Below are 20794 nucleotides of genomic sequence, written 5' to 3'. Positions count from 1 at the left end.
CGCGGCGCGTGTATCGCACATGTGAGATACGCCTGCACAGGGGAGCGCATTCCGGAAAATATGCGACATTGGGAGGGGAGCGGATGCACAGCTTCCGCACAGGTCACGCTGCGTGAGAGGGCCGGTCGATGTCTGTAGTCGAGCAGTACGCGCGAGCCCACATCGTCACGGACGAGGACCTGGTCGAGGAGGAACGCGCGGCCGTCCCCGTCGTCCTGCGCTACGACCCCGAGGACGATCCCCGCTCGGTCATGGTCGGGCTGCCCGGCCGGCACGAGTGGACGTTCGACCGCACCCTGCTGGAACAGGGCCTGCGCGCCCCCACCGGCACCGGGGAGGTGCGCGTGTGGCCCTGCGGGCGCGTGCAGGCCGTGGTCGAGTTCCACTCCACGCACGGCGTCTCGGTCGTGCAGTTCGAGTCCAAGACGCTGCTGCGCTTCCTACGCCGCACGTACACGGCGACGGGGCAGCCGGTCGGCCGATAGCCGGTCGGCCGGTGGCGGTCCGTCCCAGGGCTGCGTTGGGGCCGTGCTGGGGCCGTGCTGGGGCTCCCGGGCCGCTTCGGGTCAGCCGCCGCCCAGGCGCAGCAGCGACGCCACGATCGGGCCCGCCGTGTCGCCGCCGTGGCCGCCCGCCTGGACGACGCCGGCCGCCGCGAGATCGCCGCGGTAGGCGGTGAACCAGCCGTTGGGCTTGTCCTGGTTGTCGACCTCCGCGGAGCCCGTCTTGGCGCCGTAGTCGGGGCCGAGGCCCGCCATCGCCTCGGCGGCGGTGCCGGCCGCGGCGGTGTAGTTCATCAGCTCCCGCAGCTGCGACAGCGTGCCCGAGGACATCGTGCGCGAGGCGGTGGCCACCGTGCGGTCGTCGACGGACGGGGCGACCAGGTACGGCTGGTGGAAGGAGCCCGCCTTCACCGTCGAGGCGACCGACGCCATGTTCAGCGGGTTCATCCGCACCCCGCCCTGGCCGATCAGCGAGGCCGCCATCTGGGCGGCGGACTGCACCGGCACCTGCCCGTCGAAGGACGGGACGCCGATGGCCCAGTTGTTCATCGACAGGCCGAAGACCTGCTGCGCCTGCTTGGTCAGGCTGTCGTCGTCCAGGTCGGGGGCCTGGCTGATGAAGGCGGTGTTGCAGGAGCGCGCGAAGCTCGCCTTGAAGGTGCCGCCGGTGATCTGGAAGTCGTCGTCGTTGTGGAACTTCCAGCCGCCGTAGGTGAACGTCTTCGGGCACGGATGCACCTTGTCAGCCGACGCCAGCCCCTTCTCGATGAGCAGCGACGACGTGATGACCTTCATCGTGGAGCCGGGCGCGAGCGAGCCGTTGAAGGCGGTGTTGAAGCCGTGGCCGGTGTTGGCCACCGCGAGGATCTCGCCGGTCGAGGGGCGCATGACGACGACCGACGCGCGCGCGGTCTTCGCCACCTGCTGTTCGGCGGCCGCCTGGAGGGTCGGGCTCAGCGTGGTCTTCACGGTGCCCGGGGTGCCCTTGCTGAGCGCCAGCAGGGTCTTGTCGGAGGCCTTCTTCGCCTTCGCCGCCTTGCCGCGGACCACCTGGAGCTCGACGCCGGCCTTGCCGCCCGCCTTCTTGCCGTACTTCTCCCGCAGCCCGTCCAGGACCGGCTCCAGGGAGGGGTACTTCGCGGCCGTCAGCTCGCCGCCGTCCCGGTCGACGGCCTTCACCGGCGGGGTGCCGGCCTCGCCGGTGACGAGCGTGTCGCCGTCCTGGAGGTCGGGGTGGACGACGGCGGCGTGCCAGTCGATCTGCGCCTTGCCGTTCTTGCTGTTGCGTACGACGGTGAGCGCGCTGGAGTAAGTGAGCGGCTTGCTCACGCCCTTGTACTTCACCGTGCCCTGCACGGAGAACGGGACCTTGGCGCCGCCGGCCTTGCCCGCGGTGAGGGTGACGTCCGTGATGTGGGCGTCCTTGGTGTAGCCGGTCAGGAGGGCGGTGGCGGCGGCGGAGTCGCTGGTGGAGGCGGCCGCCTGGGCCACCTTTCCCTGCTGCCAGGCCGTCAGGAACCGTGTAGCCATGGTCTTCGTCTCGGCCGCCGACGGTGGATCGGCCCGGACCCGCGGGGCCTTCTGGCCGGCGGCCGCCGAGGTCGAGCCGTCGTCGGCCGCAGCCCCGCCGCCGTAGAGCGCGTAGACGCCGAACCCGGCGCCGCCGACGACGACGGCGATCATGCCGCCGACGACGGCGGGCCGCTTCTTGCGTCGCTCTTCGACGCGCCTTCTCTTGCCCACTGTCGCGATCCCTCCGGATCCCCAGGGGCTCCCCAAGCCCCGCTGCCCTCGTTGCCCTCACTCACCCCAACGACGGCTACCACCCTAGAGTCCCGTCCTGTGGGGGGGACGTCATATGTGACGTCAACCACCCCCACGAGTCCGTCCGTTCCCGGCGAGTCCGTCCGTGCCCGGTGGGGTCAGCCTCCCGCCCGCAGGACGGCCGCGACGATCGGGCCGGCCGCGTCCACGCCGTGGCCGCCGTCCTGGGTCATCGCGGCGGCGGCGACGTCGTTGCGGTAGCCGGCGAACCAGCTGTTGGACTTGGCCTGGCCGTCGACCTCGGCGGAGCCGGTCTTCGCGCCGATGCTGCCGCTCAGCCCGGACATCACACCGGCCGCGGTGCCGCTGGTCGCGGTGCGGTTCATCATGGCGCGCAGCTGCTGCACGGTGCTCGACGGCAGTCCACGCGCGCGTGCCGGCTCCCGGTCGTCGAGGCCGAGCGGCACGATCACCGGCTGCCGGAAGGCGCCCGTCATCGCGGTCGCCGTCACCGACGCCATGTTCAGCGGGTTCAGCTGGACCTGGCCCTGTCCGATCAGGTTGGCCGCGGTGTCCGGGCCGCCGGACGCCGGGACGGAGCCGTCGAAGGACGGGATGCCGGTCTTCCAGTCGTCGCGGCCGAGCCCGAAGCGGTCCTGGGCCTCCTTGGTCAGCGAGTCGACCTTCACCTCGTCCGCGAACTTCACGAACGCCGTGTTGCAGGAGCGGGCGAAGCTCTCGGAGAGGGTCGCGTTCTCGTTCGGCTTCATGCCCTTGAGGTTCTGGAAGGTCTGGCTCTCCGAGACGGCCGAGGGCGGACAGGGCGCGGGGCCGTTCGCGGTGGTGAGTCCGTTGTCGATGAGGGTGGCCGCGCTGACGATCTTCATGGTGGAGCCGGGCGCGACCTGGCCCAGGAACGCCGCGTTGAAGGCGTCGGCGCGGTGGTTGGCGACCGCCAGCACCTGCCCGGTGCTGGGCTGCACAGCCACCACCGACGACTCCGCGTACTTCTGCGCGGCCTTCTCGGCGGCCGCCTGCACGCCCGCGCTGAGCGTGGTGGTCAGCCGGCCCGCCTTGCCCTTGGCGAGGGTCAGCAGCGGGGTGTCGGCGGTGCCGGGGGCCGCGTGACGGACCGCCAGCTCGACGCCGGCCGTGCCGCCCGCCTTGTCGCCGTACTTGGCGCGCAGCTCGTCCAGGATCGGGCCGAGCGAGGGGTACTTCTCCTTCGTCAGCACCTTGCCGTCGCGGTCCACGGCCTCGATCGCCGGCGCCGACGACTCGCCGGTGACCAGGGTGTCGTCCATGTCCTTCAGGTCCGGATGGACGACTGACGGCTCCCAGTCCACCAGCGCTTTCCCCGTCGTCACCCCGCGCACGACCGTCAGCTCGCTCTTGTAGACGAGCGGCTTGGACTTCCCTTCGTAGGACACCGTCGCCTTCACCGAGAACGGCACGCTGTCCCCGACGGCCGCGCCGGGTGTGATCTTCACACCGGTGATGTGCGCGGACCCGCTGTACGAGGTCAGCAGCGGCTCCGCCTTCTGGGCGTTGTTGGTGAGCGCGGCCGCCGCAGCGGCCTGGCCCTTCGCCCAGGCCGCGAAGAACGCGGCGCTGGTGTCCTTCACCTCGGAACCGCTCGGCGGCCCCGTCTTCTTCACGGCGGCCGCCCCGCCCGACCCCGTGCCCTCGCCGCTCTCGTTCAACGCGTTGATCACGTTGAACGCGCCGTAGCCGGCCCCGCCCACCATCACGGCGAACACCGAGCCGACTATGGCCGCCTTGGCCCCCTTGCGCATCGACGCACCCTCCCCGTTGGTCCTGCCTACCCCGTTGACGCCCTCGCGGGCATTTCTGAACGCGTTCAGAAAGCTCTGCTCAGGCTCACAGTAAGCGGAAAGGGAGGCCCAAGGGGCGGCAGTTTCCGGAATCGTTAGACCCAGGTATCCAGCCACATACGTGAACGCCAGCTGTCGATGGGGATCGCCGTCCCCGTGTACAGGGGCCAGAAATAGATGAAGTTCCACGCGATCAGCAGCACCAGCACGCCCGCGCCCGTCGCCCCCGCCACGCGTCGGGTGTCGCTCGACCCCGGTGGGCCGACGATCGCGCCGATCATCATGGCCACCGCCAGGCACAGGAACGGCAGGAAGACGACCGCGTAGAAGAGGAAGATCGTGCGCTCCTGGTACAGGAACCAGGGCAGGTAGCCGGCGGCGATGCCGCAGGCGATCGCGCCCGCGCGCCAGTCGCGGCGGAAGAGCCAGCGCCACAGGACGTAGGCGACGGCGAAGCAGGCCGCCCACCACAGCAGCGGGGTGCCGATCGCCAGGACCTCGCGCGCGCACTTCTCGCCCGCGTCCGTCGGGCAGCCGTCGGCGCCGGGTGCGGGGGACTCGTAGAAGAACGACACCGGGCGGCCCAGGACCAGCCAGCTCCACGGGTTCGACTGGTAGGTGTGCGGCGACGTCAGGTGCGTGTGGAAGACGTACACCTCGTGCTCGTAGTGCCACAGGCTGAGCCACCAGTCCGGGAACAGCCACGACCAGCTGCTGGTCCGGCCGCTCGCAGTCGCCCAGTCGCGGTAGTAGCCGCCCGAGCCGTCGGTGGCGGAGAGGATCCAGCCCGTCCACGACACCACGTACGTGACCAGTGCGACCGGGACCGTGGCCAGGAACGCCAGGCCCGTGTCGCGCCTCAGCACCGCCCGGTAGGGGTGGCGGGCGCCGGCCACCTTGCGCGAACCGGCGTCCCACAGGACCGCCATCAGACAGAACGCGACCAGGATGTAGAGGCCGTTCCACTTCGTGCCGATGGCCAGGCCCAGCATCAGGCCCGCCCCCCAGCGCCAGGGACGCCACCCCAGGCGCGTGGTCTCGGCGATGTGCGCGTCCGGGCGGTAGCGGCCGTCCACGTCCGGCTCGAGCGCGGCGGCGAGTTTCTCGCGCGCCTTGTCGCGGTCGACGACCAGACAGCCGAACGCGGCCAGCACGAAGAACATCAGCACCCCGTCGAGCAGCGAGGTGCGGCTCATCACGAAGGCCAGCCCGTCCACGGCCATCAGCGCGCCCGCCAGACAGCCCAGGAAGGTCGAGCGGAAGATCCGGCGGCCGATCCGGCACAGGAGGAGCACCGACAGCGTGCCCAGCACGGCCGTCATGAAGCGCCAGCCGAACGGGTCGAACCCGAAGAGCAGTTCGCCCAGCCCGATCACGTACTTGCCGACCGGCGGATGCACGACGTACGCCGCGTCCGACGGGATCGTGACATGACCGCCCGAGGAGAGGATGAGGTCGTTGGCGCTCTTGTCCCAGTTGACCTCGAAACCGCGGTGGACCAGCGCCCACGCGTCCTTGGCGTAGTACGTCTCGTCGAATATCACCGCCTTGGGGCTGCCCAGGTTCCAGAACCGCAGCACGCCCGCCAGCAGCGTGACCAGCAGCGGACCGCCCCAGCCCGACCAGCGCGCGATCCGCTCCGCCCACCGGTGCGGAACGCCGAGCGCCTGCCACAGCCGAGGGCCGGGCTGCGCGTACGGCGGCGACAGCCGCTTCCGGACGTCGCCGGCGGGCTCCGCCTCCGCCCGGTAGCCGAATCGGCGCAGCCGCTGCTGCCACGACGACGGCCGCTGGTCGTGCGGTGCGTGCGGAGCGTGCGGCGTCTGGCCGGGCCGGTGGTCAGTGGAGCCCGTGGAGTCCGTGGAGGACGCGGTACTGGTCACCGCGCCATCGTAGGGAACAGGTCTGTGTGAGTCCCGTGGACGGGTCCTGCGAGGATGGAAACGTGACAGCTACGCCCGGAATCCTCGTCCTCGCCGGCACGCCCATCGGCGACCTCTCCGACGCCCCGCCCCGGCTCGCCGAGGAGCTGGCCGGCGCCGACGTCATCGCCGCCGAGGACACCCGCAGGCTGCGTCGGCTGACCCAGGCGCTGGGCGTGACGCCCAAGGGGCGCGTCGTGTCGTACTTCGAGGGCAACGAGACGGCCCGTACGCCCGAGCTGGTCGAGGCGCTGCTCGGCGGCGCGCGCGTGCTGCTGGTGACGGACGCGGGCATGCCGTCCGTGTCCGACCCCGGGTACCGGCTGGTCGCCGCGGCCGTCGAGCGGGACCTGAAGGTCACCGCCGTCCCCGGCCCGTCCGCGGTGCTCACCGCGCTCGCCCTGTCCGGGCTGCCCGTCGACCGCTTCTGCTTCGAGGGATTCCTGCCGAGGAAGGCGGGGGAGCGGCTGTCCCGGCTGCGGGAGGTCGCGCAGGAACGGCGCACCCTCGTCTACTTCGAGGCCCCGCACCGGCTCGACGACACCCTCGCCGCGATGGCCGAGGTCCTCGGCTCCGACCGGCGGGCGGCCGTCTGCCGTGAGCTGACCAAGACGTACGAGGAGATCAAGCGCGGTCCGCTCGGCGAGCTGGCCGAGTGGGCCGCGCTGGGCGTGCGCGGCGAGATCACGGTCGTCGTCTCCGGCGCCCCCGAGCGCGGGCCCGAGGAGCTCGACGCGGCGGAGCTGGTCCGGCGGGTGCGGGTGCGCGAGGAGGCCGGCGAGCGCCGCAAGGAGGCGATCGCGGCGGTGGCGGCGGAGGCCGGTCTGCCCAAGCGCACGGTGTTCGACGCGGTGGTCGCGGTCAAGAAAGCCGGGGGTCTGTGACGCCGGGAGGGCTGTGGAACGAGGGGGCCGTGAAGGGGCTCGCACCGGGCTGGAACCCCCTCTGAGCAGGGCGCATGTCGGATGAGCGTGCGCCCCATGGGCGGGCAAAGGGCGAGGGGGAAAGGCAAAGCGAAACCCCCGCTGTCGAGGCCGGTATGGCAAGGAAAGTCCAAATCGGATCCAACAGTCGACAGGGCTGATGCATTAGCTCCGCCGGAAGCGTCCACTGGGTGACGGGACACGCACACGCGTCCCTCGTCCAGCGGACAAGAGGAGCTGGCATGAGTGAGATCACAGGGCAGAGCGCCCCGCGCGCCACGGCGACGACGCCGATCGTGCACGAGTCGTACGCCTTCGCCTGCATGCGCTGCGGCCACGGCTGGGAGCAGTCGTACGCGATAGAGCACCACGTCGACGCCGACGGCCACGAGTTCGTCCAGTACGTCGCGGACGGCCGTGTCGTGCCGTCCCCGCTGAGCCGCCCCGCGTGCCAGAACTGCGACGGACACGTGCTGCGCATCATGCGCGCCGGACAGGTCTCGTCGGTGCTGAGCGCGGCCCGGCAGCAGCGCCCGGCGCGACCGGCGTCGCGGACCGCGTCGGCGGACGGGCCGACGGACGGGCCCGAGGCGCAGGCGCAGGCCGGGGAGCCGCACCACCACTGGCATCTGTCCGATCTCCTGCACCCCTTCCAGCGCAAGGCGAGTTGAGCGGGCCGCTCCAGCGCAAGGCGAGGTTGAGCGGACCGCGGGCGACGGCGGGGCGTGCCCCTTTCGTAGGATCGGGGCATGCCTTCCTCCAGCCGCTCCGCCAGCCGTTCCGCCGGCTCTCCCGCCGGTGAGAAGAACGCGGCGCCGCCGCTCCCGGAGCCCCTCCGGGTGCCCGTCGCCGACTCCCACACCCACCTCGACATGCAGTCGGGCACGGTGGCGGAGGGTCTCGCGAAGGCCGCGTCGGTCGGGGTGACCACGGTCGTCCAGGTCGGCTGCGACCTCAAGGGCTCGCGGTGGGCCGCCGAGACGGCCGCCGCGTACGAGAACGTCCACGCGACGGTCGCCCTGCACCCCAACGAAGCGCCGCGCATCGTCCACGGAGACCCTGGGGTCACCTCCCAGCCCCCTGGGGCTGGGGGAGGCTGGTCCCGGCAGGGGGCCCGCGTGCCGGGGGGCGCGGAGGCGCTCGACGAGGCGCTCGCCGAGATCGACCGCCTGGCCGCGCTCGCGCACGTCAAAGGCGTCGGCGAGACGGGCCTGGACTACTTCCGCACCGGCCCCGAGGGCAAGGAGGCGCAGGAGCGCTCCTTCCGCGCCCACATCGAGATCGCCAAGCGGCACGGCAAGGCCCTGGTCATCCACGACCGCGACGCCCACGCCGACGTGCTGCGCGTGCTGAAGGAGGAGGGCGCTCCCGAGCGCACCGTCTTCCACTGCTACTCCGGCGACGCCGAGATGGCGGAGATCTGCGCCCGCGCCGGATACTTCATGTCCTTCGCCGGCAACGTCACCTTCAAGAACGCACAGAACCTGCGCGACGCCGTGGCGGTGGCCCCTCTGGAGCTCCTTCTGGTGGAGACGGACGCCCCGTTCCTGACCCCGGCCCCGTACCGCGGACGGCCCAACGCCCCCTATCTCATTCCGGTCACGGTGCGCGCCCTGGCCGCCGTGCGGGACCTCGACGAGGACACCCTGGCGACCGCCCTCGCGGCGAACACGGCCCGCGCGTTCGCCTACTGACGCCCGCCCGCCGCCCCGCTCGAACGTGACTCCGGGTAGCCGTGCCGCTTTGGAGAGTGACGGTCGCTCCGCTAGGTTCTGGGGGCCCGATCCAGACCCCTTCGGACTCTCAGGACCCCTGGAGCGTGTCGGCGTGAGCAACTCCCCCTATCCACAGAACACGCAGTACGCACAGAACCCCGAGTACACCGAGTACGAGAACGGCGGGCACGGCGAATACGGCGGGCACGGCGGGCACGGCGGGCACGGCGGGCACGGCGGGCACGGCGGCTCTTCCGAGTACGGCGATGTGCACAGCGCGCCGACGCTGGCGTACGGGGTGTACGCGGCCCCCGAGGCGTACGGCACGTACCCGGCGCACGAGGCGTACGAGGACCCGTACCGGCCCGCCTACGAGGCGCCGGAAGCGGTGCTTCCGCGTCAGGCGGCCGGGGTCGAGGCCGGGCGGCGGGCCGCGCGTCGGCGCAGGGCGCGCTACGCCGAGCGCCCGGACTCCGCGATGCGCCGCCTGCTGCCGCAGGCGCTCGTCGTCGCCTTCCTCGCCGGCGGCACCACCGCCTTCGTCGCCGAGGACAAGGCCGTCGAGCTGACCGTCGACGGCAAGCCGCGCACCCTGCACACCTTCGCCGACGACGTGACCGAGCTGCTGGCGGAGGAGGGCGTGCGGGTCGGGGCGCACGACGTGGTCGCGCCCGCCCCCGGCACGGCCCTCGCCAGCGGCGACGAGGTGGCCGTCCACTACGGGCGTCCCGTACGGCTCACGCTGGACGGACAGCCGCACGAGGTGTGGACGACGGCGCAGACGGTGCAAGGGGCGCTCGAACAGCTCGGGGTGCGCGCCGAGGGCGCGTATCTGTCCGTCGCGCGCACCCAGCGCATCGGGCGCGCCGGGCTCGCGCTGGACGTGCGCACCGAGCGCTCCCTCACGGTCATGGCCGACGGCCGGGCCCGCACCATCCGCACCAACGCGGCGACCGTGCGCGAGGCGGTCGAGGAGGCCGGGATCACCCTGCGCGGCCAGGACACCACCTCCGTCGCGCCCGCCAGCTTCCCGCGCGACGGCCAGACGGTCACCGTGCTGCGGATCACCGGCAGCAAAGAGGTGCGGGAGGAGCCGATCCCGTTCGGGGTGCGGCGCACCGACGACCCCTCGCTGTTCAAGGGCACGGAGGTCGTGGAGCAGGCCGGGCAGCAGGGGCTGCGCCGGGTCACGTACACCCTGCGGACCGTCAACGGCGTACGGCAGAGGCCGAAGCTGGTCAGGTCCGAGGTGGTGCGCGCGCCGCGCGCCCAGGTCGTGAAGGTCGGGACGAAGCCGCTGCCGACGTCCGTGCACGGCGCCGAGGGCCTGGACTGGCAGAGTCTCGCGGTCTGCGAGTCCGGCGGGCGGCCGAACGCGGTGGACCCGTCGGGGACGTACGGCGGGCTGTACCAGTTCGACACGCGCACGTGGCAGGCGCTGGGCGGCAGCGGGCGACCGCAGGACGCGCCGGCCGCGGAGCAGACGCTCCGGGCGAAGAAGCTGTACGTACGGCGCGGCGCGAGCCCCTGGCCGCACTGCGGGGCGCGCCTGCACGGGTGACGGCCGCGCGGTGGCGCGGTGGCGGTGGCGCGATGACGGTGACGGTGGCGCCGGTGGCCTGCCTGACGGGGGCAGTGGGTGTCGGTGGACCCCCGTACCCTTGTCCCGTGAGTACCAGCCCCGCCTCCGACGCCCTCCTGGGCCCCGCCGACATCCGTGAGCTGGCGGCGGTCCTCGGCGTGCGGCCCACCAAGCAGCGCGGTCAGAACTTCGTGATCGACGCCAACACGGTCCGCCGTATCGTCCGTACCGCGGGCGTCCGGCCCGACGACGTGGTCGTGGAGGTCGGCCCGGGGCTCGGCTCCCTCACCCTCGCGCTGCTGGAGGTCGCCGACCGGGTCACGGCCGTCGAGATCGACGACGTCCTGGCCTCCGCCCTCCCCGCGACGATCACGGCGCGCATGCCGCGGCGCGCGGAGCGCTTCGCGCTGGTGCACTCCGACGCGATGCAGGTGACCGAGCTGCCGGGCCCCGCCCCGACCGCGCTGGTCGCGAACCTGCCGTACAACGTGGCGGTGCCCGTGCTGCTGCACATGCTGGAGACCTTCCCCAGCATCGAGCGCACGCTGGTGATGGTCCAGTCGGAGGTCGCCGACCGGCTCGCCGCCGGGCCCGGCTCCAAGGTGTACGGCGTGCCGTCCGTCAAGGCCAACTGGTACGCCGAGGTCAAGCGCGCCGGCGCCATCGGGCGCAACGTGTTCTGGCCCGCGCCGAACGTCGACAGCGGGCTGGTGTCGTTGGTGCGGCGGGCCGAGCCGATCAGGACCACGGCGTCACGGCGCGAGGTCTTCGCCGTCGTCGACGCGGCGTTCGCCCAGCGCCGCAAGACCCTGCGGGCCGCGCTCGCCGGCTGGGCGGGCTCCCCGGCCCGGGCCGAGGCGGCCCTCGTGGCGGCCGGCGTCTCCCCGCAGGCGCGCGGAGAGGCCATCACGGTCGAGGAGTTCGCGCGTATCGCCGAGCACAAGCAGACCTCCGACAAGGAGACCTCCGACAAGCAGACCTCCGACAAGGAGACCTCCGACAAGCAGACCTCCGACAAGGAGACCTCCGACAAGCAGACCTCCGACAAGGAGACCTCCGGCGAGGAGTCTGCCGACAAGGAGTCCGGCGAGTGAGCGTCACCGTGCGTGTGCCCGCCAAGGTCAACGTGCAGCTCGCGGTGGGCGCCGCCCGCCCGGACGGCTTCCACGACCTGGCGAACGTCTTCCTGGCGGTCGGCCTGTACGACGAGGTCACCGTGACCCCGGCCGACGAGCTCCGCGTCACCTGCGAGGGCCCGGACGCCGACCAGGTCCCCCTCGACCGCACCAACCTCGCCGCGCGGGCCGCGATCGCGCTCGCCGAGCGGTACGGCCGTACGGCCGACGTCCATGTCCACATCGCCAAGGACATTCCCGTCGCCGGCGGCATGGCGGGCGGCAGCGCGGACGGCGCGGGCGCGCTGCTGGCCTGCGACGCGTTGTGGGGCACGCGCGCGTCCCGTGGGGAACTCCTCGACATCTGCGCCGAGTTGGGCAGCGATGTGCCCTTCAGCCTGGTCGGCGGGGTTGCGCTCGGCACCGGGCGGGGCGAGAAGCTGACCGCGCTGGAGGTCGGCGGCTCCTTCCACTGGGTGTTCGCGAGGGCCGGGCGCGGGCTGTCGACGCCGGCCGTGTTCCGGGAGTTCGACCGGCTCGGCGAGGGCCTCGACATCCCCGAGCCCGTCGCCTCCGAGGCACTCCTCGCCGCCCTCGCCAAGGGCGATGCGGAGGCGCTCGCGGCGACCGTCTCCAACGACCTCCAGCCCGCCGCCCTCTCCCTCTTCCCCGAGCTGGCCGACACCCTCGCCGCGGGCCGTGCGGCCGGGGCGCTCGCCGCCCTCGTCTCGGGCTCGGGCCCCACCACCGCGTTCCTCGCCCGCGACCCCGCCTCCGCCACGAAGATCGCGGACGCCCTGCGCGCCTCGGGTCTCTGTCGCGACGCCCGCACGGCGTCGGGACCGGCGCCGGGGGCGACAGTGGTCTCAGATGGCCGGATCCGCTCGGTGTGAAGGAACGGCGATCGTGGTGTGCGGATCTTCGCGCATCGGTGAAGACCCTGTCTGACCTGCATAGATATACGGATCAGCTGTTACTCACGTCACGATGACTTAATGTTCAACAATGGGATTCGTGGTCCCTTTCGCGCCGTCTGCGTCTCAGATCGGGGTGGCATGATCAGCCAACCCCGGTCGTCTGTTACCGGCGGTACCACGTGTGCGCGCCCTGCTCGCGCCACGGTCGAGAGGAAGTCCCCATGGGTCACATGGATCACTTCAGCGCCGGATGGGTCACCCCCGTCCTGTCCTTTGCGATGGCCTGCGTCGGATCGGCGCTAGGACTGCGCTGCACCGTCCGGGCGCTCGAGGCGGACGGCGCGTCCAAACGCAACTGGCTGCTGCTGGCCTCCCTGGCCATCGGCTCCGGCATCTGGACCATGCACTTCGTCGCCATGCTGGGCTTCAGCGTCGAGGGCACCCCGATCCGCTACGACATCCCGCTGACCGTCCTCAGCCTGCTGATGGCCGTCGGCGTGGTCGCGGCGGGCGTCTTCACCGCCGGGTACGGGCGCTCGCGGGTGACCTCGGTCGTCCTCGGCGGTCTCGGCGCCGGCCTCGGCGTCGCCGCCATGCACTACACCGGCATGGCCGCCCTCAACCTGCACGGCGACATCACCTACGACCCGACCCTCGTCCTCGCCTCCATCGCGATCGCCGTCGTCGCCGCGACCGCCGCGCTCACCCTCACCCTGGTGGTGCGCGGACCGGTGCTGGCCGCCGTCGCCGCGCTCGTCATGGGGCTCGCGGTCAGCAGCATGCACTACACCGCGATGTGGGCCGTGGGCATCTCCCTCACCCCCAGCAGCGCCTCCCTGCCCGGCGCCACCGCCACGGAGTTCATCTTCCCGCTGGCCGTTCTGCTCGGCTCCTTCCTCTTCCTGACCTCCGCGTACGTCGCCCTGTCCCCGACCGGCAAGCGCCACGAGGCGGCTGCCGCCGCGGAGTTGCTGCGCGAGGTCGAACTCACCACGGCCTGAGGCCGGCCGGGGGCGATCACGCGCCTGACGGCCGTAGGTGACCGACGGCCGTAGGTGACCGACGGCCGTATGCCCCGTGGATGCGAAGTCTCATGAGACCGGCGTGCGGGGGCGGTCACGCGCCGGGGCGGCGTGAAGGACCCGCTCACGCGCTGTATCCGGCCCGCGCACGCCTCCGCAGAGCGTCCCTCCGCACCCCTCGCACGCCCCCTCGCCGTCGCACGCCCCCCGTCGCACGCCCTTCCCTCCCCAACGAGGCCTCCATGCGCATACTTCGCACCCCCGCCCGCCTGCGCCCCAGATCGGTGCGGGCGAAGATCGTCGCCCTGCTCATGCTGCCCATCGTGTCGCTCATGGCCCTGTGGGGCTTCGCGGCCGTGACGACCGCGTCCAGCATCGGGGACACCGAGCGGGCCAAGAACGTCAACGCCGAACTGCTCACGCCGGTCGGCGAGTTCGTCACCGCGCTGCAGACCGAGCGCAGCGCCGCCGTGCGGTACGCGGACGAGCCCGACGCCTTCGCCAAGGCCGGCGCGGTCACGGACGAGGCCGCCGCCGCGCTGCTGGAGGGCATCAACTCCTCCAGCTCGGACGCCGCGCTCCTGGACACCGGACTCCCCGAGCGCCTGGCCGCCCTGAAGGCCGACGCCGAAGGACTCACGGAGCTGCGCGCGGCGGCGACCGCGAAGGACGCCAAGCCCTCCGTGGCGTACACCCGGTACTCGGCGGTCGTGCAGCACGGCTTCTCGGCGACCGGGGCGCTCACCGGCGACGAGAGCACCGACGCGGCGTCCGAGGCGCGCGTGGTGCTCGAACTGGGCCGGGCGCGCGAGGCCGTGGCGCGGGAGCAGGCGCTGCTGGCCGCGGCGAAGGAGCGCGGAACGCTCACGCGGGAGCAGTACGCGCAGTTCGTCGGCGCCGTCGCCACGCAGCGCGAGCTGCTCGCGCCGGGCGTCGCCGACCTCAAGGCCGCGCACCGGACGGCGTACCGGAAGGTGCTGGACGGGGACGCGTACGCGCGCGTGCAGAGCGTCGAGGACCGGGTGCGCGGCGAAGGCCCCGGCGCGCAGGCCGTGTCGGCGGCCGCGCTGGCGGGCTGGGACACGGCCGTCTCCGGCGTCATCGAGGGGCTCACGGCGGCCGAGACCGGCGCGGGCACGGGGGCGACGGCGAAGGCCGACCCGTTCGGCTGGGGCACGCTGGGCGCGTCCGGGGTCGCCGTGGCGCTGGGCCTCGTCGGCGTGCTGTTGTCGCTGCTGGTCTCCGTGCTCGTCGGCCGCGGACTGATCCTCGAACTCCTCGACCTGCGCAACTCCGCGCTGGAGGTGGCCGGCCGCCGGCTGCCCCAGGCCATGCGCAGACTGCACGCAGGACAGGGCGTCGACATCGACGCCGAGGCCCCCATGCGCCGCCTCGCCGGCGACGAGCTCGCCCAGGTGGGCACCGCCCTCACCGCCGTCCAGCGGGCCGCGCTGAAGGCCGCGTCCGAGCGCGCCGAGCTGCTCAGCGGCATCTCCGGGGTGTACGTCAGCCTGGCCCGCCGCAGCCAGGTGCTGCTCCACCGCCAACTGGACCTGCTGGACACCATGGAGCGCCGCCAGCACGACCCGGCCGAGCTGAACGACCTCTACCGCGTCGACTACCTCGCCACCCGGATGCGCCGCCACTCCGAGAGCCTGCTGATCCTCTCCGGCATCGCGCCCGGCCGCGGCTGGCGCGACCCGATCCCGCTGGCGGACGTGGCGCGGGCCGCGGTGGCCGAGATCGAGAGCGCCGCGCGCGTGCAGATCTGGGCGACGCCCCGGGTGTCGCTGGCGGGCGGCTCGGTGGCCGACGTGATTCATCTGCTCGCCGAACTCGTCGAGAACGCGGTGTCGTTCTCGCCGCCCAGCACCAAGGTCCAGCTGCGGGCCGCCCGGCTGCGCGAGGGCGTGCTCGTCGAGGTCGAGGACAGCGGCTTCGGCATGAACGAGGAGGCCCTCGCCGAGGCCAACGCCAAGATCCGGTCCGACCGCGTCGATCTGCTCGACGCCAAGCAGATCGGCCTGTTCGTGGTGAACCGGCTGCGTGAACGGCAGGGCCTGCGCGTGGAGTTGCGGCAGTCCCCCGGCGGCGGCGTCACCGCGGCCGTCCTCATCCCCGAGGCCCTGATGCGCGACGACATGCCCATGGGGGAGCAGACCGGCCACGACCGGGGCCTGGCCCCCGCCTCGGCCCTGATCCCGCGTCAGCCGGACGGTTACTGACCGGTCGGCCTCTGCACGGGATCTCCTCATCGAATTACTACGATCGCAGTACGGGTGGGGCGGCTGGGGTCGCTAGTGTCGCTTGAGGTTTCAAGCGATATGTGCGCACACATGGAAGGGGCACTCACGTGTCCGAACCCCCCACCTCCAGTCCCGCCCCCAGTCCCGCCCCCGCCCATCGCAGAAAGCGGTCCCTGTCGCGCCGTGGCGTCATCGGGACCGCGGGCGCCGTCGCCGCGGGAGCCGCCCTGACGCCGGTGGTCTTCGCGGCGACCGACTCCGCGGAAGGCGCCGCCGACACCGCTGCCGGCGCCTCCGGTACGACGCCGGAGACCTTCCCGGCCACCCGTACCGCCGCCGCCACCGGCGCAGGCTCGGCCACGACCGCGTTCGCCGCCTCCTACGTCGGCGTCCGCTGGAGCGGGGCGCAGGACGGTGCGAGGATCCGGCTCGCCGACGGCGCCTGGCAGCAGCTGAGCGGCGGCTGCGCGACCGTCGACGACGGCGGCACGGCCCTGGTGGCGGCCGACGCGGCGACGTCGTACGAGGTCCAGGCGCCTCAGGGGGCGACGGGCGTGCGCTCGCTCGCGATCGACACCACTGGCGGCCCCGACCGCACCTTCCACGTCCCGAAGGAGCCGACACGCGTGCGTGGCGTGCGGTATCTCTCCCGTCCGGCGTGGGGCGCGGACGAGTCCAAGCGGTACAAGGACGGCAAGGTCAACTCGCCCGAGGTGTACTACCCGTTGCAGGCCGTCACGGTGCACCACACCGACACCCCCAACGACGACCCGGACCCGGCCGCGACCGTACGGGGCATCTACGAGTACCACGCGGTCACCCTGGACTGGGGCGACATCGGCTACCACTTCCTCATCGACGAGGCCGGCGTCGTCTACGAGGGCCGCTACTCCGGCGAGGACCCCGTCCCCGCCTTCGACGCCGACGGCAAGGTGGTCACCGCCTTCCACACCGGCGGCTTCAACTCCGGCAACCTCGGCATCGCCCTCCTCGGCACCCTCACCGACCAGGGCCCCACGCCCGCGGCCAAGGCGTCCCTGACCCGCCTGATCAAGGTGATCACCCGCTTCAAGGGCCTGGACCCCCAGGCGAAGATCACCTACGTCAACCCGGTGAACGGCGTCACCAAGGACGTGACGACGGTCGGCGGCCACCGCGACTGGCTCCAGACCGAGTGCCCCGGACAGACGATGTACGACCTCCTGACCGAGGTCCGTGCGGCGGCAGCGCGCTGACCTGCGAGGATCGGTCGGCCTCCCGGCGCACATTAGGCTGGGACGCTGACCGATCCCCCCGGGCAGGAGAAAAATGGCCGTCAATCTGGTCAATGTCGAGAACGTCAGCAAGGTGTACGGCACCCGTACCCTCCTCGACGGCATCTCGCTCGGCGTGTCCGAAGGGGACCGGATCGGTGTCGTCGGCCGCAACGGCGACGGGAAGACCACGCTGATCCGCATGCTCGCCAAGCTGGAGGAGGCCGACTCCGGCCGGGTCACGCACTCCGGCGGGGTGCGCCTGGGCGTGCTCACGCAGCACGACTCCCTCGACCCCGCCGCGACCGTCCGGCACGAGGTCATCCGGGACATGGCCGACCACGAGTGGGCCGGCAACGCGAAGATCAGGGACGTGCTGACCGGGCTGTTCGGCGGCCTGGACCTGCCGGGCTTCCCGCAGGGCCTGGACACCGTCATCGGCCCGCTCTCCGGCGGCGAGCGCCGCCGCATCGCGCTCGCCAAGCTGCTCATCGACGACCAGGACCTGGTCGTCCTCGACGAGCCGACCAACCACCTCGACGTCGAGGGCATCTCCTGGCTCGCCCGGCATCTGCGCGAGCGCCGCTCCGCGCTCGTCTGCGTCACCCACGACCGCTGGTTCCTCGACCAGGTCTGCACGCGCATGTGGGACGTGCAGCGCGGCGACGTGCACGAGTACGAGGGCGGCTACTCCGACTACGTCTTCGCGCGCGCCGAGCGCGAACGCATCGCCGCGACCGAGGAGGTCAAGCGGCAGAACCTGGTCCGCAAGGAGCTGGCCTGGCTGCGCCGCGGCGCTCCCGCGCGCACGTCCAAGCCGCGTTTCCGGATCGAGGCCGCCAACGAGCTGATCGCGGACGTGCCGCCGCCGCGCGACAGCAGCGAGCTGATGAAGTTCGCCTCCTCACGGCTCGGCAGGACCGTCTTCGACCTCGAGGACGTCACCGTGCAGGCAGGCCCCAAGGTGCTGCTCAAGCACATCACCTGGCACCTCGGCCCCGGCGACCGCATCGGCCTCGTCGGCGTCAACGGCGCGGGGAAGACGTCCCTTCTGCGGGCGATGGCCGAGGCCTTGCGCAGCGAGGGCGAGACGCAGCCGGTGGGCGGGCGGGTCGTCGTAGGCAAGACCGTCAAGCTCGCCTACCTCTCCCAGGAGGTCGGCGAACTCGACCCCTCCCTTCGGGTCCTGGAGGCCGTCCAGCAGGTGCGCGAGCGCGTCGACCTCGGCAAGGGGCGCGAGCTGACCGCCGGGCAGCTGTGCGAGACGTTCGGCTTCAACAAGGACAAGCAGTGGACGCCGGTCGGCGACCTCTCCGGCGGTGAGCGCCGCCGTCTGCAGATCCTGCGCCTGCTCATGGACGAGCCCAACGTCCTCTTCCTCGACGAGCCCACCAACGACCTCGACATCGAGACCCTCACCCAGCTGGAGGACCTCCTCGACGGCTGGCCCGGCTCGATGATCGTCATCTCCCACGACCGCTTCTTCGTCGAGCGCACCACCGACCGGGTGTACGCCCTCCTCGGCGACGCCAGTCTGCGGATGCTCCCGCGCGGCATCGACGAGTACCTGGAGCGCAGGCAGCGCATGGAGGAGGCGGCGGCCGCCTCCGCACCGGCGGCCGTGCAGAGGGCCGCGACCGACAAGCCCGAGAAGAGCGCCGCCGACCAGCGCGCCGCCAAGAAGGAACTCCAGAAGATCGAACGGCAGTTGGACAAGCTCTCCGCGAAGGAGTCCAAGCTGCACGCCCAGATCGCCGACCACGCCACCGACTTCGCGAAGGTCGCCACACTCGACGCCGAGCTGCGGGAGTTGACCGGGGAGCGGGAGGAACTGGAGATGCAGTGGCTGGAGTTGGCGGAGGACGCGTAGCCGGGGCGTAGGCCGCGCGTCTGCGACGCGTAGGCGAAAACCGTCCGGTCCCCCCGGCGCGCGACGGCGGCGCGCGACGACGGCGCGTGCGTCGCGTGAAGGGGGCGTGAAGGCGCATAACGACGACGTCACGGGCCGGTCCTCCCTTGGGTACAGGGGCGGATCCGGCCCCCTGTGCTGTCGGTGGCGAGTGATAGAAAGGGCCGCCTGAGAACTTTTTCAAGAACGCTCCCGGGTCCGTCACGAACCTCGGAGCGTGGCTAAAAATCAGTGACTAGGGGGAACACGCTGATGGCTCAGCCGCCTGATCAGCCGCCGCAGCAGGGCGGTTTCGGACCACCGCAGGACCCGCCGCCGCAAGGCGCCTTCGGCGCACCCCGGATGCCGCCCCAGGCACCCCAGACGCCGCCTCAGGCACCGCCCCAGCCCGGCTACGGCTATCCGCAGCAGCCGGGCCCCTACGGTCAACCGGGCCCGTACGCCCAGCAGCCGAGCGCCCCTTACGGGCAGCCGAACGCGCCCTACGGCCAGCCCGGTCCGGCCGGCCCCTACGGACAGCAGCCCGGCTACGGCTATCCGCAGCCGCCCCAGTTCCCCGGCGCGCCCGGCGTCCCCGGCGCCCCGCCGCCCGGCTCCGGTTCGCGCAACCCCTTCAAGGGGCGGCCCGCGCTGGTCGTGGGAGCGGCCGTGGCGGCCCTGTTGGTGATCGGCGGGACGGTGTTCGCGGTCACGAACGGCGGCGACGCCAAGGACGACAAGAAGCCGGTCGCCGGGCCGAGCGACGACGACAAGCCGACGGCGAGCGAGGACCCGGTCAACCCCGGGGACGGCAGCGGCGACGGCGCCGAGGACACGACGGACTTCAACGAGGGCCGCAAGTCGGGCGAGGCGAAGGTGCTCTGGTACAAGGAGGCGCCCGACGCCCCCGCCTCCGGCGCCGACGCCCCCGGCATGTGGATCACGTCCAAGACGGCGGTGAAGGCCGCGTACAAGCAGATCGTCGGTTACGACATCGGTGACGGCAAGCCGGCCTGGGACACCGTCACGCTCCCGCAGAAGGTCTGCGCGGTCACTCCGCAGAAGACGGCGGACGACAAGGTCGTCGTGGCGTACATGAGCGGCACCAGCGACCGCGCCAAGTGCAACCAGCTTCAGCAGATCGACCTGAACACCGGCGCCAAGGGCTGGACCGGGGTGGTCGCGGACGGCGCGCTGTTCGACAGCGCGATCACGATCGACCTCTCGCTCACGGGCGACACGCTGATGGTGGGCCGCTCGATGTCCGGGACGGCGTACGACGTCCGCACCGGGAAGAAGCTGTACGACAAGCAGAAGTACGGCGACGCGTGCTTCCCGTCGGCGTTCGCGGGCGGGACCCGGCTGATCGCGGTGTCGTCCTGCGACGCGAGCGGGGCCGACGAGCACGACGAGATCCAGGAGCTGGACCCGGCGACCGGCAAGGTCAAGTGGACCCAGAAGTTCGACAAGGGGTGGACGGTCGCGCGGACGTACTCCGTCGACCCGCTGGTCGTCTACGGCACCAACGAGGACAAGAACTCCTGGAACATCTCGACGTTCAAGGCGGACGGCTCGTTCCGTTCGCAGGTCGCCGTGGACGAGAAGTTCGCGCCGGAGTGCGACTGGGCCGTCCTGCAGCGCGCGCTCACGGGCTGCCTGGGCACGGCCGCCGACGCCGACACCCTCTATCTGCCGACCGACGCGACCAGCGGTTCCAACGAGATCGTCGCGATCGACCTGGCCACCGGCAAGGAGAAGTGGCGCGTGAAGTCCCCGGCGGACCAGGCGATGCTGCCGGTGAAGGTCGAGGGCGGCAAGCTCGTCGCGTACGCCGAGCCGTCGAGCGACGCGGCCGGCCAGGTGCTGTCGATCCCGACGACCGGCTCCGCCCCCAAGGCGACGAAGCTGCTACAGCTGCCCGCGAGCACGATCGACCTCGAGTACGGCTTCTCCTCCCGTGACTTCGACTGGGTCGACGGCCGCTTCTACCTCTCCTCCACCCAGCTGTCCGGCCAGGGCGACGCGAAGGAGAAGTTGATGCTCGCCTACGGCAGTTGAGGCAGCACACCGCTCCCCCCGCCGCGCCGCGCGCCAGGCCCCGCCGTCGTG

14 protein-coding genes and 1 pseudogene are annotated in these 20794 nt (G+C 72.1%); 12 read left to right on the top strand and 3 right to left on the bottom strand.

What is annotated here, in order from left to right; all coding sequences use genetic code 11:
- Positions 1-128: 128 nt before the first annotated feature.
- Positions 129-485, top strand: coding sequence for an SsgA family sporulation/cell division regulator (locus OG562_RS17445; RefSeq protein ID WP_266398622.1), 357 nt, complete (start codon positions 129-131; stop codon positions 483-485).
- An 81-nt stretch (positions 486-566) separates the two neighbouring features.
- Here the strand turns inward: OG562_RS17445 and OG562_RS17440 are convergent, their stop codons facing one another.
- The 3 genes from OG562_RS17440 to OG562_RS17430 form a co-directional block, all read right to left on the bottom strand.
- On the bottom strand, positions 567-2246 hold the full coding sequence (locus tag OG562_RS17440) for a penicillin-binding transpeptidase domain-containing protein (RefSeq protein ID WP_266398621.1): 1680 nt from the start codon (positions 2244-2246) through the stop codon (positions 567-569).
- Positions 2247-2425: 179 nt separating this feature from the next.
- Positions 2426-4063 carry a penicillin-binding transpeptidase domain-containing protein gene (locus OG562_RS17435; RefSeq protein ID WP_266398618.1) on the bottom strand — a complete coding sequence of 546 codons (1638 nt, stop codon included), beginning with the start codon at positions 4061-4063 and terminating at the stop codon, positions 2426-2428.
- Positions 4064-4197: 134 nt separating this feature from the next.
- Entirely contained in the window at positions 4198-5985 is a 1788-nt protein-coding gene (locus tag OG562_RS17430) for a dolichyl-phosphate-mannose--protein mannosyltransferase (RefSeq protein ID WP_266398617.1), read from the bottom strand.
- Between the two features lie 62 nt (positions 5986-6047).
- Here OG562_RS17430 and rsmI point away from each other — a divergent pair, with 62 nt between their 5' ends.
- The 11 genes and pseudogenes from rsmI (at position 6048) to OG562_RS17375 (ending at position 20743) form a co-directional block, all read left to right on the top strand.
- Positions 6048-6908, top strand: coding sequence for a 16S rRNA (cytidine(1402)-2'-O)-methyltransferase (rsmI, locus tag OG562_RS17425; RefSeq protein ID WP_266398615.1), 861 nt, complete (start codon positions 6048-6050; stop codon positions 6906-6908).
- Positions 6909-7189: 281 nt separating this feature from the next.
- Entirely contained in the window at positions 7190-7618 is a 429-nt protein-coding gene (locus tag OG562_RS17420; protein ID WP_266398612.1) for a hypothetical protein, read from the top strand.
- Positions 7619-7696: 78 nt separating this feature from the next.
- A complete protein-coding gene (locus tag OG562_RS17415; protein ID WP_266398610.1) occupies positions 7697-8641 on the top strand; it encodes a TatD family hydrolase in 945 nt (314 codons plus the stop codon).
- Between the two features lie 307 nt (positions 8642-8948).
- Entirely contained in the window at positions 8949-10223 is a 1275-nt protein-coding gene (locus OG562_RS17410) for a ubiquitin-like domain-containing protein (RefSeq protein WP_323187656.1), read from the top strand.
- Positions 10224-10330: 107 nt separating this feature from the next.
- Positions 10331-11188 (top strand): annotated as a pseudogene (gene rsmA, locus OG562_RS17405) (16S rRNA (adenine(1518)-N(6)/adenine(1519)-N(6))-dimethyltransferase RsmA); the annotation flags it as partial.
- Between the two features lie 146 nt (positions 11189-11334).
- Entirely contained in the window at positions 11335-12252 is a 918-nt protein-coding gene (locus OG562_RS17400) for a 4-(cytidine 5'-diphospho)-2-C-methyl-D-erythritol kinase (protein WP_266398605.1), read from the top strand.
- A gap of 245 nt (positions 12253-12497) precedes the next feature.
- Complete coding sequence (locus tag OG562_RS17395; protein WP_266398602.1) at positions 12498-13277, top strand: MHYT domain-containing protein; 780 nt, start codon at positions 12498-12500, stop codon at positions 13275-13277.
- A 263-nt stretch (positions 13278-13540) separates the two neighbouring features.
- Complete coding sequence (locus OG562_RS17390; protein ID WP_266398599.1) at positions 13541-15523, top strand: nitrate- and nitrite sensing domain-containing protein; 1983 nt, start codon at positions 13541-13543, stop codon at positions 15521-15523.
- A 128-nt stretch (positions 15524-15651) separates the two neighbouring features.
- Positions 15652-16779: a peptidoglycan recognition family protein gene (locus OG562_RS17385; RefSeq protein ID WP_266398596.1), complete on the top strand. Its 1128-nt coding sequence runs from the start codon at positions 15652-15654 to the stop codon at positions 16777-16779.
- A 73-nt stretch (positions 16780-16852) separates the two neighbouring features.
- Positions 16853-18667: an ABC-F family ATP-binding cassette domain-containing protein gene (locus OG562_RS17380; protein ID WP_266398594.1), complete on the top strand. Its 1815-nt coding sequence runs from the start codon at positions 16853-16855 to the stop codon at positions 18665-18667.
- A gap of 291 nt (positions 18668-18958) precedes the next feature.
- Positions 18959-20743 carry a PQQ-binding-like beta-propeller repeat protein gene (locus OG562_RS17375; protein ID WP_266398591.1) on the top strand — a complete coding sequence of 595 codons (1785 nt, stop codon included), beginning with the start codon at positions 18959-18961 and terminating at the stop codon, positions 20741-20743.
- The last annotated feature ends 51 nt before the right edge of the window (positions 20744-20794 follow it).

The organism is Streptomyces sp. NBC_01275 (assembly GCF_026340655.1).
GTDB lineage: Bacteria > Actinomycetota > Actinomycetes > Streptomycetales > Streptomycetaceae > Streptomyces.
The sequence above is the reverse complement of the archived record's forward strand: the minus strand, read 5'-3'. Positions and strand labels throughout refer to the sequence as shown.